The organism is Candidatus Saccharibacteria bacterium, assembly GCA_016699955.1.
Classification (GTDB): domain Bacteria; phylum Patescibacteriota; class Saccharimonadia; order Saccharimonadales; family UBA4665; genus JAGXIT01.
Map to the genome: position 1 here is coordinate 1,057,170 of CP064993.1, position 17,339 is coordinate 1,074,508.

Annotated in this window: 20 protein-coding genes and 1 pseudogene; 6 read left to right on the forward strand and 15 right to left on the reverse strand. The window is 49.3% G+C overall.

Translation table 11 applies throughout. The features are described from left to right. Positions 1-148 precede the first annotated feature (148 nt). Positions 149-2,113 (reverse strand): excinuclease ABC subunit UvrB, encoded by a 1,965-nt coding sequence (gene uvrB / locus IPL85_05445; GenBank protein QQS19682.1) that lies wholly within the window; start codon positions 2,111-2,113, stop codon positions 149-151. A gap of 249 nt (positions 2,114-2,362) precedes the next feature. On the opposite strand from uvrB, the gene IPL85_05450 reads away from it, so the two are divergent. Next, entirely contained in the window at positions 2,363-3,046 is a 684-nt protein-coding gene (locus tag IPL85_05450) for a TIGR00730 family Rossman fold protein (GenBank protein ID QQS19683.1), read from the forward strand. Between the two features lie 46 nt (positions 3,047-3,092). Here the strand turns inward: IPL85_05450 and IPL85_05455 are convergent, their stop codons facing one another. The 4 genes from IPL85_05455 to IPL85_05470 all read right to left on the reverse strand — a co-directional run bounded on the left by IPL85_05455 (position 3,093) and on the right by IPL85_05470 (position 6,692). Continuing rightward, a complete protein-coding gene (locus IPL85_05455) occupies positions 3,093-4,328 on the reverse strand; it encodes a hypothetical protein (protein QQS19684.1) in 1,236 nt (411 codons plus the stop codon). Positions 4,329-4,429: 101 nt separating this feature from the next. Beyond that, a complete protein-coding gene (locus IPL85_05460) occupies positions 4,430-5,437 on the reverse strand; it encodes a carbohydrate kinase family protein (GenBank protein ID QQS19685.1) in 1,008 nt (335 codons plus the stop codon). A 74-nt stretch (positions 5,438-5,511) separates the two neighbouring features. Next, positions 5,512-5,778 (reverse strand): hypothetical protein, encoded by a 267-nt coding sequence (locus tag IPL85_05465; GenBank protein QQS19686.1) that lies wholly within the window; start codon positions 5,776-5,778, stop codon positions 5,512-5,514. A gap of 2 nt (positions 5,779-5,780) precedes the next feature. Then, a complete protein-coding gene (locus tag IPL85_05470) occupies positions 5,781-6,692 on the reverse strand; it encodes a class II fructose-bisphosphate aldolase (protein QQS19687.1) in 912 nt (303 codons plus the stop codon). Positions 6,693-6,791: 99 nt separating this feature from the next. On the opposite strand from IPL85_05470, the gene IPL85_05475 reads away from it, so the two are divergent. Next, positions 6,792-7,313 (forward strand): hypothetical protein, encoded by a 522-nt coding sequence (locus IPL85_05475; GenBank protein ID QQS19688.1) that lies wholly within the window; start codon positions 6,792-6,794, stop codon positions 7,311-7,313. Here the strand turns inward: IPL85_05475 and IPL85_05480 are convergent. Further along, positions 7,300-8,267: pseudogene (locus IPL85_05480) on the reverse strand (transketolase family protein). The gene IPL85_05475 and the pseudogene IPL85_05480 sit on opposite strands and share 14 nt — an antisense overlap. Positions 8,268-8,352: 85 nt before the next feature. Continuing rightward, positions 8,353-9,213, reverse strand: a complete 861-nt coding sequence (locus IPL85_05485) for a transketolase (GenBank protein ID QQS20448.1) — start codon at positions 9,211-9,213, stop codon at positions 8,353-8,355. 74 nt (positions 9,214-9,287) lie between these two features. On the opposite strand from IPL85_05485, the gene IPL85_05490 reads away from it, so the two are divergent. Next, on the forward strand, positions 9,288-9,884 hold the full coding sequence (locus IPL85_05490) for a nicotinate-nicotinamide nucleotide adenylyltransferase (protein QQS19689.1): 597 nt from the start codon (positions 9,288-9,290) through the stop codon (positions 9,882-9,884). Positions 9,885-9,894: 10 nt separating this feature from the next. Here IPL85_05490 and IPL85_05495 read toward each other — a convergent pair whose 3' ends face one another. The 8 genes from IPL85_05495 to IPL85_05530 form a co-directional block, all read right to left on the reverse strand. After that, positions 9,895-10,536, reverse strand: a complete 642-nt coding sequence (locus tag IPL85_05495) for a hypothetical protein (protein ID QQS19690.1) — start codon at positions 10,534-10,536, stop codon at positions 9,895-9,897. Between the two features lie 91 nt (positions 10,537-10,627). Beyond that, a complete protein-coding gene (locus IPL85_05500; protein ID QQS19691.1) occupies positions 10,628-11,119 on the reverse strand; it encodes an RpiB/LacA/LacB family sugar-phosphate isomerase in 492 nt (163 codons plus the stop codon). A gap of 10 nt (positions 11,120-11,129) precedes the next feature. Beyond that, positions 11,130-11,576 (reverse strand): RpiB/LacA/LacB family sugar-phosphate isomerase, encoded by a 447-nt coding sequence (locus tag IPL85_05505; protein QQS19692.1) that lies wholly within the window; start codon positions 11,574-11,576, stop codon positions 11,130-11,132. 8 nt (positions 11,577-11,584) lie between these two features. Further along, positions 11,585-12,421, reverse strand: coding sequence for a hypothetical protein (locus IPL85_05510; protein QQS19693.1), 837 nt, complete (start codon positions 12,419-12,421; stop codon positions 11,585-11,587). Between the two features lie 13 nt (positions 12,422-12,434). Further along, a complete protein-coding gene (gene gap / locus IPL85_05515) occupies positions 12,435-13,451 on the reverse strand; it encodes a type I glyceraldehyde-3-phosphate dehydrogenase (protein QQS19694.1) in 1,017 nt (338 codons plus the stop codon). 75 nt (positions 13,452-13,526) lie between these two features. Further along, positions 13,527-13,988, reverse strand: a complete 462-nt coding sequence (locus IPL85_05520) for an NUDIX hydrolase (protein ID QQS19695.1) — start codon at positions 13,986-13,988, stop codon at positions 13,527-13,529. A 37-nt stretch (positions 13,989-14,025) separates the two neighbouring features. Continuing rightward, positions 14,026-14,622 carry an NUDIX hydrolase gene (locus IPL85_05525; GenBank protein ID QQS19696.1) on the reverse strand — a complete coding sequence of 199 codons (597 nt, stop codon included), beginning with the start codon at positions 14,620-14,622 and terminating at the stop codon, positions 14,026-14,028. A gap of 4 nt (positions 14,623-14,626) precedes the next feature. Beyond that, on the reverse strand, positions 14,627-15,157 hold the full coding sequence (locus IPL85_05530; protein ID QQS19697.1) for an inorganic diphosphatase: 531 nt from the start codon (positions 15,155-15,157) through the stop codon (positions 14,627-14,629). A gap of 91 nt (positions 15,158-15,248) precedes the next feature. Between IPL85_05530 and IPL85_05535 the strand changes: the two genes are divergently transcribed. The 3 genes from IPL85_05535 to IPL85_05545 all read left to right on the forward strand — a co-directional run bounded on the left by IPL85_05535 (position 15,249) and on the right by IPL85_05545 (position 17,336). Next, complete coding sequence (locus IPL85_05535; GenBank protein ID QQS19698.1) at positions 15,249-15,914, forward strand: glycerophosphodiester phosphodiesterase; 666 nt, start codon at positions 15,249-15,251, stop codon at positions 15,912-15,914. 135 nt (positions 15,915-16,049) lie between these two features. Then, a complete protein-coding gene (locus IPL85_05540) occupies positions 16,050-16,724 on the forward strand; it encodes an FAD-dependent oxidoreductase (GenBank protein ID QQS19699.1) in 675 nt (224 codons plus the stop codon). 57 nt (positions 16,725-16,781) lie between these two features. Further along, positions 16,782-17,336, forward strand: a complete 555-nt coding sequence (locus IPL85_05545) for a hypothetical protein (protein ID QQS19700.1) — start codon at positions 16,782-16,784, stop codon at positions 17,334-17,336. Positions 17,337-17,339: the final 3 nt, after the last annotated feature.

Genomic DNA, 17,339 nt, shown 5'->3' on the forward strand with positions numbered 1-17,339 from the left:
TGGCTTCTTTAACCCCAGCCTTACGTAAACACCCTGCTAACACCTTTAAGCGCTAAGCGAGCGAGATGCCTTTAGGGGTGGGGCGCTTTAAACAACTGGATTACTCCGGTGGTTTAAAGCGGGGCGGGCGAGCCTGCCCCTGTAGTATCTACAGCATAGATTTCAGCTCATTGATGAGATCGCGAAGTTCAGCGGCTTGTTCGAACTGGAGGTTGGCGGCGGCAAGATCCATTTGGGCAGTGAGGTCTTTTATGACTGTTTTGTATTCTTCCCTAGGAATCTTTTTGAGGTCAAGTTTAGCGCGCTTGGCTCCTTCTGGCAGTTCGGTATTCATGCGAGCTTCGACAGCACGACTAATGCCCGTAGGTGTTATGCCGTGCTGCTGGTTGTACTTCGCTTGTACTTCGCGGCGACGATTAGTTTCGTCAATAGTACGGCGCATGCTATCCGTGATACGGTCGGCGTACATAATAACTCGACCCTTTTCGTGGCGAGCCGCCCGCCCAACGGTCTGGATGAGGGCCTGCTCGCTACGCAAAAAACCTTCCTTGTCAGCATCGAGAATAGCCACTAGAGATACCTCTGGCAAATCAAGCCCCTCACGCAGGAGGTTAATACCGACCAAGACGTCGTAGACGCCAAGCCGTAGGTCGCGCAAAATATCCGTACGGTCAAGTGTGTCGACATCGCTATGTAAGTAGGCGACCTTAATGTTCAGGTCTTTCAGGTATTCTGTCAGGTCTTCGCTCATTCGCTTGGTGAGCGTTGTGACTAGTACCCGCTCGTTACTAGCAATAGTACCGCGAACCTCGGCTAGGAGGTCATCTATTTGCCCGTCAATCTGGCGTACTTCGATGACCGGATCAAGTAGACCAGTTGGGCGAATCACCTGCTGGACCGGTTCGGTGCTGCGGCTGAGTTCGTACTGGGCAGGAGTTGCACTGACATACACAACCTGGTTGACATGACGTTCGTATTCCGTAAAATTGAGCGGGCGATTATCGAGTGCGCTCGGCAAGCGAAAACCGTGCTCTACGAGAACTTCCTTACGCGCTCTGTCGCCGTTGTACATACCACGGAGTTGCGGTATGGTCATGTGGCTTTCGTCAACAAACAGCAAGTAATCGTCAGGGAAATAGTCAAGCAGTGTCGCTGGCTGCTCACCCGGCTCACGGTTAGTAAGGTAACGACTGTAGTTTTCTATACCTTTAACGAATCCCGTTTCCTCGAGCATCTCCAGATCAAATCGAGTGCGTTGCTCGAGTCGCTGAGCTTCTAGCAGTTTGCCTTGTTTATTAAACTCTGCCAATCTCTCGCCCAACTCCTGCTGAATGTACCCCAGGGCAACAGTCAATTTGTCTTGTGGGGTGACGTAGTGACTACTAGGAAAAATTTTGTAACTATTTAGCTGTGCCATAATTTCACCCGTCAGCGGGTCAATTTTGGTAATCCTATCAACTTCTTCGCCAAATAGGTCAATACGATAGGCCCACTCTTCACCAGCAGGATAAACATCTACCACGTCACCGCGAACACGAAACGTCCCTCTGTGAAAATCGATGTCGTTGCGCTTGTACTGTATGTCTGTCAGTTGGCGGAGCAACTTATCACGCACACGGCGTTCACCCTTTACAACTTCGACCGAAAGACCGTCGTAATCTTCTACCGAACCGATGCCGTATATGCAGCTAACGCTTGCCACGATAAGAACGTCTTTGCGGCTCAGTAGCGCGTCTGTGGCAGCATGCCTAAGCCGGTCAATTTCTTCGTTGATCGCACTATCTTTTTCGATAAAAGTATCAGAACGGGCAATATATGCTTCTGGCTGATAGTAGTCAAAATAGCTCACAAAGTAGTGAACAGCGTTGTCCGGAAAAAACTGTTTAAACTCATTGTAGAGCTGGGCCGCCAGAGTTTTGTTATGGCTCAGTACCAAAGTTGGGCGTTGCACATTTTGCACCAGGTTCGCCATGGTAAACGTCTTGCCACTCCCAGTCACACCAAGCAATGTCTGTTCTTTTACCCCGCCTTGCAAACCCTCGGTCAACCGCCGAATTGCCTCTGGCTGATCCCCTTGTGGCGTGTAATCACTCTTAAGCTGAAACTTTTTCATCCTACCAGTATACTCGATAGACCTACCTCAATGTCGTAGAAAGCAACATATAGCCATTCCAAAACAAAATGGCGATGACTATGATCATATTCTGGTGTGCAGTAATCCGAACTCGGCGTAAGCGTTCTAAAGAGGCGCTGTCGAACATCTAGCGCCTGAAGATGTTTACAGTGATGCTTACACCAACCTAGGGTTCCAGTGGAACAAGCCTGTTTTAAATAGAAGCGTAAGCAGGTAGAATAAAGGGTAATGCCACATACACACAAACACGAACATAAAGTCTGGAAAATGAGTGATGAGCAAAAAAAAGCCATCGCAAAATCGACGCGTGACTTACGCAGCAGCGAAGAAGAGTTTGAAGCTGCCTTTAGAATACTGAAAAAATACCCAAAAAGGGTGACTTTTTTTGGCTCTGCCCGCTTAAGCCCCCGCTACAAATCATACCAGTGGGCTCGTGAGCTTGCCGGTGATCTCGCAGAAGATGGGTTTGCTATTCTTTCGGGAGGTGGTGGCGGAATAATGGAAGCAAGTAACCGCGGTGCTTACGACGAACAGCTTGTTTCGATTGGCTTTAATATTACTCTACCGCACGAGCAGCACATTAACCCCTATACTTCAGATCACATGACGTTTAACTTTTTTTTCACGCGCAAGGTAATGATGACATTTTATTCACACGCGTTTGTCTGCTTTCCGGGTGGGTTCGGTACACTAGATGAATTTTTTGAAATAATAACTCTCATGCAAACGCACAAAATGCCCCATGTACCCATCATACTTGTCGGCAAAAAGTTCTGGAAACCACTCGACAAATTCATTCGTAAACATATGCTTAATACTGGTCTTATATCGCACGGCGATCAGCGGATCTACATTATTACCGACAACCTTCGGTACGCTCGGCAAGTTATAAACCAAGATTACGAAAAGTAAACCAGACCGGGAAAAAACGCATCGATTCGCCGCACACGGCTAATGTCTACTCAAATTCTACAGACGGAGCAAGCTGCTTTCCAAGCGATGCTGCTAGCATGTCCTGGAGGTTATCCTGGCGCAGGTAGCGGGCAAAAAGTTCACGCCCGAGTGTTTCTCGCATGTTTTTGAGCACCCGCTCACCATAGCCGAACCCGTTGCATACCCCAAGCGCTACATCAAGTACATTAAGAGAGGTGGCTTCTCCGGTACTATCAAGTAAGCCGAGCATGTCAGTTTCTTCCCAAAAGCCCAGTACAGACTGCAGACTAGCCAGGGCGGCACCGACACTGTGCCAGGCTAGGTCTTCTGGCTGGACGTGTGGCTCAAACACCTCCGGGTGATAGCTGGCGTGACCGTGTCCATAAAACCAGTGGACAGCTTGCCAAGAAAGTCTACTGCCGCCAAGCACGACATCAGTCAAAGGCTCCTCGGCGAGTGCCTTTTGTACCAGTTCCCCAAAGTTTGGCTGCACCTGCAGCAACTTGTTGTATGCGCTGAGCGCACGCATGTCATTTAGTAGATGAAGTGAAAGTACCAGAGAGGTTATTGCCATCCCAGGTAAATCGTCCTCGACCGGCAAAATAATAACTGCTCCCATTTCTGGCACGGCAATTAAATGATTTTTGTGCACCTGCGCGTAGTTCGCGGCAAGCTTTGGCCACTGTTTCGCCACTGGTACGATAAACTGCGGGCGTCGTGCCTCAAAATCAGATACTTGCAGCTTCTTGTACGCTGCAAGCCGTGCTTCATGCCATTCGGCCGATTCTGTTGCGCGGGCAGCAGCAAGCAGTTGTGCAGGAGATTCGTGTTTTAGCATGCTATCCATGCTGCGATACCCCAAACGCTTCATGGTTGCTTTGGGTTTAAGTTTCTTAAGCAACTGCTTCATAGCGGCTGGCTTTACGACAAACATATCACTGTGGTGGTCAAGGTTGTTTAGCTGCCTGGCAACATTTTGTAGCACATCCACTGGGTCATTATCGGCGCGTACATTGAGCGCGGCGCGTACCCGCGCTTCGTCTTGCTTGAGACGAGTTTGCAGTGCAGTATATAGTTCGGGTCCGGTAGTGTCCAGCGGGTCGAGTCCGAGTTGACGGATTTTTTCTCGTGTCCCTTGCATAATATGCGCAGCCAAACGAATATCTGCACTCGGCATACCAGCAGCCCGTTCAAGCTGCTGAACCTGCTGGCGAAACGGCACCTGATTGGCGCCTAAAAGCTGAGCTAGTACCCTCGACATATACGCATAGTTTACAGTAAAAAGCCACAAGAGTTAAGAGGCGTTAATAGACCAATCATTTGCACTGTCATAAAGAATGGTAACTCGCGGCTCGTGTTAGTCTAGAACTGTTCAACGTGGTACCAGTCGGGGGCTTTGCGGAGCCATTCGTCCAGCTCTCGCTCCGTAACCAAGCCCGCCTGGGCGCCCGCTTTTTGGACGACACTCATGGAGTTAATGGGTGCCCACTGAAGTGCACTTTCAAGATTATGCCCTTTTGCCAAAGCAGCAACAAGCGTAGAAGCGTAAGCATCGCCCGCGCCTGTTCGCTCGTAGGGCGGAGCTGGGTCTGGGTACAACGGCATTTTGTAGCGGCTCACACCGTCAGAGGCATAGGCACCATCTGGGCCATCGGTCACAACCGCAATTTTGCAACCAAAGCCGTGTAGACGGTCGAGTAAATCATGGACATTGTCGTACTCCCCGCCCGTGACAAGCACTGCTTCTTCACGGTTCATGATAACAACTTCCGTGCGCGCATATATACGCCTTAGTCGTTCCACGCCAGTTTTCATTTGGAAAGTGCCCGGCTGAAAGGCAAGTTTTACCTCTGGGTTTTCTTCTAGCCAATCGGCAATATCATCGGTGTATTCAAGCGCACCCTCAGAGATTGAGCTGAAATAAACCCATTGTGGCATTTCATACTGACGAAAGTGTGGCCACTGGTAGGCGTACTCTTCGTGTTTTATGAGTATGGTACGCTCTTCTTTAAACCAGAGCACGTAGTGAATGTTGCTCTGTTTTTTGCCATTTACATGCACGAAACGCGTGTCGACACCTTCTTTGCTGAGCGTACGAACAATTTCGCGCCCTTCCTGGTCACCGCCCACTTCAGTTTCAAAAGCAGCGTTTAAGCCAAGTCGACTGAATGAAACAGCGGCATTGGCAGCATTACCCACTGCATGCAGGGTTTCGACGTGATCAAATGGAATTTTTACGCCAAATGGTATAGCCAGCCATTTGCCGTCTTCGTTCTTGTAAGTATGCTCCAGGTCATCCATTAGCTTGATAAATACGTCTGTTACGACGTCACCGACACAGAGAACATCTATTTGTTCGTGTTTACTCACTTAACCCCACCTTTTGTTAATTGCACTTATGCTTATGCCCTCATTGTGTCATACCCTAGCTACTGCTCGCAATATTAATCTTTGCGTTGGATGATATCAATGGTTTTACTCGCCTGCAACCGTAGACTCTCACTAGTTTTTTGCAGAGCTTCAGTTTTGCTATCAAACACCTGAAGTGCTTTTTTTGGCGCTTCGGCAACTTTTTCTAGCGCCTGAGGAGCTGTCTCAACATGTTTTTCGAACGTATCGACAACTTCTGTCAGTTTCTTCTCGATAGCGCCGTCTTCTATGGCCTTCAGCGTGTCGTCGATTGATTTAAAAACATTGTCAAGCAGACCCATGACTAGACAGCCCTTCCGGCAGAATTAAACGTTGCCAGTTTCTCGGCAACGACTGCTTGCACAGCGGGAACAACATGTTTATTAACCAGTTTTGATACAGAGTATTCGTTTGGGTTTTCGGCCAAAACCTTTTCCAGCGTTTGACGGTAGACGACACGCATATCGCTATTGATGTTTACTTTCGTTACGCCGATTCTGACAGCCGACTCAAAGAAATGCCCCGGGGTGCCACTGCCTCCGTGCAGGCTTATGTTGCACGCAACAGCGTCACGAATACGTTGCAGCAGCTCTAGATCGAGTTTTTTTGGTACGGGGTACTTTCCGTGCAAATTGCCGATTGCCGCAGCAAACGTGTCTATCCCCGTAGCCTCTACAAATGCGCGGGCGCCCTCGGGAGTACTAAAGGTCTTTTGAATCTCTTCGTAATCAATTGTCTCAGTGTGCAGGTTACTTGAGCCGCCAAAGTAGTGCGGTTCGCTTTCCACAAGCGCCCCTGTGAACTTCGCATATTCAACTACTTCGCGTGTGGCGGCGATAATTTCTTCGTCCGACGCATCGTGATTGGCTTGGCTAACGTCAATATGGATAAATTCGTAGCCCGCATCGATTCCCTTTTTTGCTGCCTCAACAGATGGGCTGTGGTCGAGGTTGATATACATTTCAACACCATATTCGCGCTTAATGTTATCGACTAGATCACGCACGTTTTCCAGCCCCAAATCATCGACTTCTCCCTGACTAACTTCTACCAGCACTGGCGCATTTGCTTCCCGCGCCGCCAATGCCACTGCCTTCAGCGTCGCCTGATCGTCGAGATTAAATGCTCCAAACGCCCAATGTTCTTCCCTAGCCTGCGCCATCCGCGCCCGCGCCATTTTGCAGTTACTTCTTGCTTTTTGTAGCGTCAGTGCCATATGCCCCCTCGATCTAATTACTCATAAGTATAACGCTATTACTTGCTCCTGCCAAACCCGTGTTGTATAATTACCAAACATTATTAAGGAGCTGTAAATATGTACCGACCGGAAAAACCGCTGATTGCTGCAAGCTTATTGATTTTAGCCGCCGCTTGCAATGCTAATGCTGCGGTAAACCCAGGACCTTCGCCAGACGCAAGCAGTGCTCATGCTGCGGTTAACCCAGGACCTTCGCCAGACGCAAGCAGTGCTCATGCTGCGGTTAACCCAGGACCTTCGCCAGACGCAAGCAGTGGCCCTGTTGTCGCCAGATTCAACTCTAAAGAACAAATCATTCTAAGCGTTGCCGACTCTCAAGGAACAATGAGCGAGGCCGCTATCGCAGCTTGCCGGTCGGGAAAACTTGCCATTGTACTGAGTGGAGCAGATGTGGAGCTTGATCCTAGCGTCGTAGATGAGTATGCCTTACTCGCAAATGTTGACACTGGCAAGATTTGCGACGGAGATCGCATACATCCGTCCTCACTTCCAGCTGTCGCAACAATTGCAGGACAAAGTGTTATTGCGAATCTATTTTTAACTAGTGGCAGACCACCGGCGGGCACTATAGTTCCGTAACGTGGTGGGCGGCGAGGCGAATGTGTTTGGCGTCTAGACCGTAGTGTTCCAGCAGTTCTTCTGGAGTACCACTTTCGCCGTAGCAGTCGCGCATACCAATTCGCTTCATAGGCACTGGGTGATTTTCAGCGAGTAGCTCAGCGATAGCTCCCCCAAACCACCAGCAATTTGCCCTTCTTCGACCGTAACAACACAGCCGGTTTTTTTGACTGACTTTAAAATTGTTGCTTCGTCCAGCGGCTTGATGGTCGGCACATTTATAACTTCTGCGTCTATACCGTCTTTGTACAGCTTGTCAGCCGCTTCGAGTGCCGGATAAACCATGGTGCCTGTTGCTATGATGGTCACATCTTTACCTGGAGTAAACACATATGCTTTACCGATTGTAAAAGGGGTTGCTTCTGTTGTTATGATGGGGGTTGCTTCACGGCACAGACGAATATAGTTTGGGCGCGCATCTTTGGCCATAGCTAGCACCATTTTTTCTGCCTCCACCGCGTCACATGGATTTAGTACCACCATGCCCGGCATGACGCGCATGAGTGCAATGTCCTCAAGCATTTGATGCGTAGCTCCGTCCGGGCCGGTATACAAGCCTGCGTGACCTCCCACAATCTTTACCGGCACATCGTTTAAACATACAGTAGTCTTAATTTGCTCCCAGTTACGACCCGGGCTAAAGGCAGCATAGCTAGCTACAAACGGAATCTTGCCGGCCAGTGCCAAGCCAGCCCCCACAGTTGCCAGATTTTGCTCAGCTATACCAACTTCGATAAACCTTTCTGGAAACGCCTTTTGGAAACCATCCATTTTAATTGACCCAGTCAGGTCGGCGCAAAGTGCCACGACGTTCTCATCGAGTTCACCCGCCCTCACAAGCCCCCGTCCAAATCCCGCCCGTGTGGCATCGGGTTTTACTTCGTTAGGTACGGGCAACAGATGTAAATCGCTCATTTTTTCACCCCATTTGAAGTTTCGGTCATGGAGCATGCAGCGTGCGGTAAACTTGGGCGATTTATTTTACATGATTTCTGATTCATTATTCATGCTCCCCTTTTATTTTACCGCCTAGGGTGCGGAGTTCGTGCAGGGCTTCGCGGGCTTGCTCACGATTGGGCGGGACACCGTGCCAGTGGAAGTCGTACTCCATAAAGTCCACGCCTTTACCGGGGATAGTATAGGCTAGAATGCAAACCGGCTTTTCGGTGATAGCTTTGGCCATGGCGCAAGCATCGATGACAGCCTCCATATCGTTTCCGTCTATTTCCAGCACATGCCAGCCAAAGGCTTCCCATTTATCCTTGAGATCTTCTAGTGGCATGACGACTTCGGTAGGGCCATCTATCTGTATGTTGTTGCGGTCGACAATGACGGTAAGGTTAGTTAGTTTGTACTTCGGAGCAAGCATGGCTGCTTCCCAGACGTTGCCTTCATTAAGCTCACCGTCGCCCATGACAACATAGATATGGCGGTGCGACTGCTTGTTTAGCCGAAATGCTATGCCTATGCCACACGCCTGGCTTAGGCCGCAGCCCAAGGGACCGCTAGTGTTCTCAAGACCTGGCAGTTTCTTGCGCTCGGGATGACCTTGTAACCGACTGCCGAACTTACGAAGCGTGAGCAACTCAGTCTTCGGGAAATAGCCTGCCTCAGCCATGGTGGCATACTGTACGGGGACGCAGTGACCGTTGCTTAGCAGCAGTATGTCTCGTTCGTCCCAGTCGGGCTTCTTGGGATCGAGTTTTAGAATATCAAAATACAACGCTGTAAAAATATCTGCCAGCCCAAGCGGTCCGGCACTGTGCCCGCTGCCAGCATGCTCAAGCATACGTATGATATCCTCACGTATGGCGTAGGCTTTGATCTCGAGCTGTTTGATTGTATATGACTTCCGCAACATTCTGCTCATGATTATACATCCTTCAGGAGTAAGAGTTAAGAGATAAGAGTTAAGGGTTGTGAGACAATGGTTATATGGTTGCACAAAAACAAAACGTAATTGTGTTTGGGGGCGCGTTCAGCCCGCCAACGTTGGCGCATGAGGCGCTGCTGCGTGAGTGTCTTGCCCTCCCAGGGTTTGATGAGGTATGGCTGCTACCTTCAGGCAACCGGACGGACAAACATATTTCTGTCACGCACGCACATCAGTTAGCCATGCTAGGCATCCTCCGAGACGAGCTGTCTGGCAATGGTAACCGACTTCGTATCGACACCACAGAAGTGGAACGTACGCTATCCACCGAGACAGACGACACCTACCGTGAGCTAACTACAAAATACCCAGCAGTGTCTTTCCGGTTCGTATACGGCGCAGACAGCTACGAGACAATTCGCACATGGCAAAATGGTTCATGGCTCGCCAGTCATCTTCCCGTTTTGATCGCCCCAAGAAATGGCGCAGCATTACCGAAGCCAAATAGTTATATTGAGATACTACAGTCACTCCCACTTGAGCTTCAGCACATTTCTTCGACAGCAGCAAGGGCTGCCCTAGAAAGAGGTGAAGATGTAACGGCCTTCGTGTCGCCCGCGATTGCCCAGTACATTAGCAGCCACAATTTGTTTGTGTGAGCAACTCCGGCTACGATTCGTTACCAAGTACACGTTGAATCTGGTGCCAAGCCGCAATCGGGTCATTACCGTGAAGATAGCCCCCGCAGTTAATGACGTCTACACCACTCTCCATAATCTGCCCAGCATTCGTATCATTCGCACCACCATCCCAACCAATTTCAAGCTGAGGCTTGAGCGCGCGCAGTTGCTTGGCTTTAGCTAAAATATCCAAATTAACTCCCTCTGGCCCCGTGTTTTGCCCAAGCGTCCCGGCAAATATTAGCACATGGTCTATCAGCTCAAGTGCTGGAATGATAGCTTCGACTGGGGTTTCTCGGAGTAGCGACACGCCGGCTTCTATGCCGTGTCGGTGCATTTCGCGGGCAAAAGCCATAAAATCTCCTTCCGCCTCTGCATGGACAATCACAAGTTGTGGACCGAGCGCTTTCAGAGCGGCAACGTGTAAAAAGGGCTCTTTAAACATGACGTGCAAATCCGCTCTCATGCCGCCCGGCCACCAGACATCCTCGACAGCGGTCAGTTTACGTGCAAATATACCGTCCGCAAGATCAATATGGACGCGAGTCGCATAGGTCGCTATTACTTCCATTTGCTCCCTATACACGTCTGAGTCGTCGGTCGTCACCGTAGGACATACTGTTACACTCATAGCGCAACATTCCTGGCCAATTTTACCCGGGTTGCGTAAAACTCATCTGTTTGATCCACCCGGGATGCTTTATTTGTCATCAGCATACTACTTACTCCTGATCGAGTTTACGGATGCGGCGAGCATGCCGCTCGGCACCGCTAAATGGCGTCTCTAGCCATATTTTAAGTGCAGTTTTCATTTCATCGAATGTTAAAAAACGTCCTGACAAGCTGAGTACGTTCGCATCATTATGCTCGCGCGAAAGTTTCACAATTTCATACGGGTCATCACTCATGGTACCTTTGGCGTCTACAGCCGTTTTTGCAACAACGGGGCCATAAAATAACGCCGCCCTGACACCAGGTATGCGGTTTGCGGCGATTGCCTCTCCTTGGCCACTGCCCCCCATTATGACCCCGCGCTCGCAGTCGCCACGAGCCACAGCACGGGCCGCTGGAAACATAAAGTCAGGATAGTCGTCTTCAGCGTCGAACACTGCCGGGCCGTAAGATACGCACTCGTGACCAAGACTTTCCAGAAAAACTTTTAGCTCTTGCAACGCTTCAAATCCTGCGTGGTCGGTAGTAAGTGCTATTTTCATACTGACTCCGTTACCCTAGTTCATCCAACTGTTCAATACGTCGTTTGTAGCGAGGCGCTCCAGAAAATGGTGTCATTAACCACGTTTGAACCACACCAACCGTCTGCTCAAAATCGAGGCTATGTGCCGGTAGGCATAATACGTTGCTATCATTGTCATTACGAGAATCACGAACAGTTTCTTGGTTCCAGCCTACGCAAGCTCGAATACCCTTAAACCGATTTGCCGCTATTGCCATCCCCTGCCCGCCACCTGTAATTAAAATCCCGCCAACGTCTGTGGATTCGTCTGACGCCATGGCTTGTACCACCTTTGCTGCAAACTGTGGAAAGTCATCGTCTGGGTGTTTTTCGTTGTCACCTTCGTCAACCACTTCATAACCGCCCCGGCGTAAATAGTCGGCCAGGGTCGCTTTCATCTCAAAACCGTTATGGTCCGCTCCTATAAAAAGTTTCATCTACTGCATCAATCCTTTCGATTTCTAATATACAGTAGCACAACCGGTATCCACCCGGCCACCCCGTAAAGCCCTAGAAGATAAATTGGCAGCATGATTATCGCCTGGAGTAGCGAATGCAAATCATCCACCCCAAAAATGCGTGTGGCTGTGTATGAAATTGCTGCTAGCACCATAGAGCCACCCCAATACGCCGAATATCTGTAGACTTTTTTAATATCTAATGTCGGTTCGTGTATTTTTGCCTTTGTGACATGCCATTTATTTTCATCTTCCTCGGCCGCCCGGGCTTGTTCAGCCTTCTTTTTATCGGCAATATGAGTAGAAATAGTCGCATATGGGTCAGGGTTAGTTGGCGCAATAGTGTCTGTCTTGATAGGGGATTGTTGAACAACGGTTTTCTGTTTTTTGGTTTTCAGAAATGTACCGAGTGCAAGTAATTCTTTCGAGTCCAACGGTCCGAGATGATTGGTCTTGGCAGGTTGAACAGGATCGTTGGATTGAACTTGCGTGCGAACGGGGGGTGGTACGGGTAAGTTTGCATGGGGCGCAGGAGAAACCGACTTCGGTTTGTGTGCGGGAAGTGGGTCGCTCTGTTTTGCTTCGGGCGCTAACTCTTGCGGTTTCAGTTCGCTCAAGGCTGGCTGGGCGGCAACCTGAGCAGTGTTGGCTACTTGGTTACTGTTAGCTTGTATTACGGCGCCCACCATTGTCTCTGCCGGTGGTGGATACTGAATTTTTGCAAGGGCAGCCTCTAAAGAAGCTGTTTTTTCATCTTTTTTGCTACCCGGTGTTTGAGCGGATTGTGGTGGTGATGTTCCTAAGTTTTTACGATGCCATGCCATAGGCAGACTCCTGTTACGATGCGTGTAATAATCGACCAGTATCGGCTACGACTTCGACAAGCCGGTTACAATAGCCCCACTCATTGTCGTACCACACCATTACCTTTACAAGGTTTCCGGCGACAACTTTTGTCAGCAATAAGTCCACTACGCCACTATGGCTGTTGCCTATGTAATCGCTACTGACCAGTGGCTCTTCGCTAACCCCCAAAATACCTTGATAGTAAGGTTCGGCGGCAGCTTTTTTAAAAGCTTCGTTAACTTCTTCAACAGTGACACTACGCTTGAGTAGAGCCGTCACGTCACTTAGGCTAACCACGGGTGTTGGTACCCGTATACTCAGGCCGTCAAATTTACCCTTGAGCTGTGGCAATGTAAGAGTGACTGCAATTGCCGCGCCTGTTGTAGTTGGCACTATGTTTTCGGCAGCGTTGCGACCTTCACGGAGGTCTTTAGACGGTGCGTCTTGTACAACCTGGCTTGCGGTATAGCTGTGGACGGTTGTAAGCATGGATTTTTCTATACCAAATTCACTTTCAAGCACATTCATAACCGCACCCAGTGAGTTTGTAGTACAACTAGCGTTACTGATGATTTCAGTTGCGCCTTGCAGAATATCATCGTTTGCGCCCAGAACAACAGTATCTATACCATCACTCTTGGTCGGCCCGCTTATAACAACTCGCTTTGCTCCTGCCTTAAGATGGCCACCAGCGCCTTCTTTATCAGTAAAGCGACCGGTGCTCTCGATGACAACATCGACCCCCATATCGCCCCATGGCAATAATGCTGGGTCTTTCTCTGCACATACCAAGATTGGCTCGCCATCGACTATAATGTTTTTCTCGTCGTGTGTTATTTCTCGGTCATAGGTACCGTAGTTTGTGTCATGCTTGAGCAAATATGCCAAGGTTTTTGTGTCAGTCAGGTCATTGACCGCAACTACCTCCACGTCATCACGGGCATGCATAATTTTGAACGCGTTGCGACCAATTCGCCCAAACCCGTTTATCGCCACCTTTGTCTTCATAGAATAATCCACCTTTGTCCGTTTTATACTGCTTACGTTTCTATTGTAAACTAATCACGCTGTAAATCCATAGACTTAAGCGGCGAGAGCAGCTGGAGCCCTGCTGCCGTTAATTTCGTTTACGGCCGTTTCTACTAGGTTATGCCAGTGTGTATCCTTAAACCAGTCTGACAGTTCACACAGAGGCACGAGCATTGCACCCTCATGCTCGCTACTCAACCTAACATCAAGACCACGCAAAGGTACCTTATTAACATATAGTGCTCGACCGTTATGCTCGTTTGGACTGTCGCTGCTTTCGCCAAGAACCAAACCTGTCTCCTCGAGCACTTCTCGGGCGAGTGCATTTGCCACAGATTCTTCGTGGTTACGCGAGCCGCCTGGCAGATCAGGTTTCAAATGACAATCACCGGCTTTTTTTAAAAGCACCAGGACTAAGTCCGCTTCTGGATCCCATATAAGAACCTTAACTGAATGTGGCAGTTCGTGTTCGTGCTTTGCCTCGTGTCCGTTATTGTGAGTGTGTTTTTTGCTCATAGCGAGTTTTGTTTTTTTTAGAGTATTACTATAAGAATTATACGCCTGTACGCAAGTCTTTTCCTGAAAATGTCGGGAGATTGGTCAGCTCTTCTAGGGAACCCACCGTTTCAAGTAAATCGGCGCTTTCACCGATGAATCCCACCTTATTGGCCGCCAAGAGTTTTACCTCGCTGAACTCCAACAGTTCTGCCACGATGTTTTCCCCGGGATCATGATGTACTTCTTGCTGACCTGAGACGTCCCAAGCCACCACTAGGTGGACGAACCACTCCATTTTTTTGATAGGCTGCCATACTTTGACTAGACGCCAGCTGTTAAAAAGATAGCCCGTTTCTTCAAGCACTTCTCGTTGTGCCGCAGCAATAATATCAGCGTCGCTACTTTCTACCCGACCGCCCGGAAAACTACGCCGCTTACCGCTGTTGGGCTGCTCCTCGTCAAGCACAATCACTTTACCGTCGACAATACACATTACACTAGCTGTATCGGGTCGACGGAGCATTTCAAACGTTGCATAAGAACCGTCAAACAGTACTTGCTGCCACTGATATACGTCAAAAATCTCGCCCCGAAACACGCATTTTGCTTGTTCTGGGATAAGAACGGCGTCACTGGGAACAACTTTTACCATACGATTATTTCTGGTTATAGCGGTCAATGCATTCTTTGATAATGCGCTTGGCTTCTTCGGCGTCTCCCCAACCAACTACTTTAGTTGAGCCGGGCTTTTTCAAATCTTTGTAATGGCTAAAATGATGCTCGATTTTTTGGCGCCAACGCGTGTGAAGGTCGTCCAGTGATTGCAGGGCGTCATCTGTGTTACGGTCGTCTGCTGGCACGCAGATAATCTTGTCGTCTACCTCACCGTCATCCTCAAACTTCATTACGCCAATAACCTTAGCTTCAAGAAACACCCCCGTTGGGATTGGTTCGTTGGTCAGCACGAGCGTATCAAGCTCATCACCATCTTCATCAAGCGTCTGAGGTATGAAGCCGTAGTTGACCGGTTTTGCGAATATGCTTGGCTCAACGCGGTCTAGTTGAAACGCCGCCACCTTGCGGTTCCACTCAATTTTTAAGCTTGACCATTTTGGGATTTCGACAACGGTGTTAATCATGCCGGCATCGACATTTCCTGGGGTCAGTACTACGTTAAAATCGGGCATTCATATTCCTCCGTAATTAGTAGCTTGTTATTAGTAGCTGGCAGACAGGTTTCCCCTACAACCATGTACGGTAATATTGTACACTAAAGTAGTGAAAATCATTGGGCACCGCGGCACAAGGGGTTTATGCCCCGAAAACACCATTGCAAGTATATTAAAAGCAATCGACCACGACGTAGACATGGTTGAATTTGACGTTCGGGTCACCAAAGATGGCGTGGCCATATTGCACCACGATCAAGCCATCGTCGACCCTAGCGGCAACGAGCTGATAATTGCTCACACCACTTACGCTGAGCTCCTCCGCCACAAGCCAGATCTGGCGGCGCTCGACCATGCAATTCGCGCCGTCCAACACCACTGCCCCATGATGATAGAAATTAAGCCTGGCGTGCCGGTGAAACAAACTGTGGCCGTCATACGCGACCGCCTGGCGCGGGGCTGGCGGCTAAACGAATTTATGATTGCGTCGTTTGACTATCAGTTACTGCGGTATGTAAAACGCGCCTTTCCCAAAGTGACACTGGTAGTAATAGAGCGCTGGTCAGGAGTTCGCGCAACCTCACGTGCCCGCCGACTTGGCACAAAGTACATTAGTATGAATCAAAAGTGGCTATGGCTCGGTTTTTTGAAACTCATGAAAAAAAAGGGATACAGACTCTCGGCCTACACCGTAAACGACCCAGCGCGCGCCAAAAAATGGAAACCTTACTTATATGCAATAATTACCGACCGCCCCGACCTGTTCAAAAAATAGTACATTCTTTCACTACAGTAGCCGCCCCAGCTTTGGGAGGACAGTCCTCCGAAAAGTACAACCCGTGAATTTTTTCCGCTATTGCTGTATGTTTTCAGATCTATTTATCAATTTCTGGGATGTTACACTTGAGGCATGGAAGTTATACTTGAGGACAAACGCACGATTGCACACAACGTCTGCGAGTTTGTATTCAAGCCAATAAAGCCGGTAGAGTATGTACCAGGCCAGTACGCCCGCTACACCTTTCCATTTCACATTGACGACCCTAGGGACAAACAACATCGCACATTTACGCTCACCTCTCACCCAAGCGATGACGACATTCGCATCATTACTAGGCTAGACCCGCCACTAAGTGTATACAAACGGTGCCTACTCGACCTCAAGCCCGGCAAGATCATGCACATTGACGAGCCACGTGGTGATGCCGTGTTGCCTCGACTCGCGACAACACCCCTTATTTTTGTCGCCCAGGGCATAGCTTTGGCAAGCTACCTTTCTATGCTCACTGAATGTGCGAGGTCTAACCTCGCACACCAGATCACGCTGCTGTGGGCGCGGCGAAGCGAAGACGACGCCTTAAAAAAACTCATCCCCTGTGAAGTGCCTCACCTGACTCGCATAGATACGCACTACCCTGACCGTCTGAGCGCAAGGGATATACTGGCACATATCAAGCCAGCCAGCCTCATCTACCTTTCTGGGAGCCAACGATTTGTGGAGACTCTAGGTGCCGCCCTTGAGGCAGACGGCATGCCCCGCGAACGCCTCATCTACGACTATTACAGCGGCTACGCGAATTTATAGTCAGTATAGCGCTCTTGCTTGCATCGTGCGTGAAATACCCTCATAGTAGTGGTACCTATGAGTATTCACCCGAACGACGTAGAAACGCCAGATCCTTTTGAAGGTCTAGATTATATTCCTAAGGAATTAAGAACCCTCGATAAACCACCAGTACCCATTACTGTAATCAATTGCGACCCTGCCCTAAACGTTAGGGATCCGCATGATTTGTTTGGGCTCGAGATACTCCTTGGCGGCCTCGCTGGCGTACGCCCTTTCGGCGTACAAACCGAAGCAAGAATGCATGCTCGTTCAGAATTCAGTTCATTAGTTGCGAGAGGGCTGATAAATCCCGAACTATTAAGCGACCTCGGCCACGTTGGCTGTACTGATTTATCTGCTAAAAAATTAACAGATAGCTCTGACTTGGCTGCCCAGATAGCCGCAACAAATCCTAAAAAAGCAGTCGTGATTATTACCCCCGATACAGTGGTCTGGCAACCCCTGAAGCAGGCTGTAAAAAAACAGGTGCGTGTCGCAGTCTACCGGGCGGAATATAAGCGCCGGAGCCCACCAACCGAAAGAGGCATGAAGTGGACTATCACTGCCGATTCAAATAATACGGCAGACTAGTTT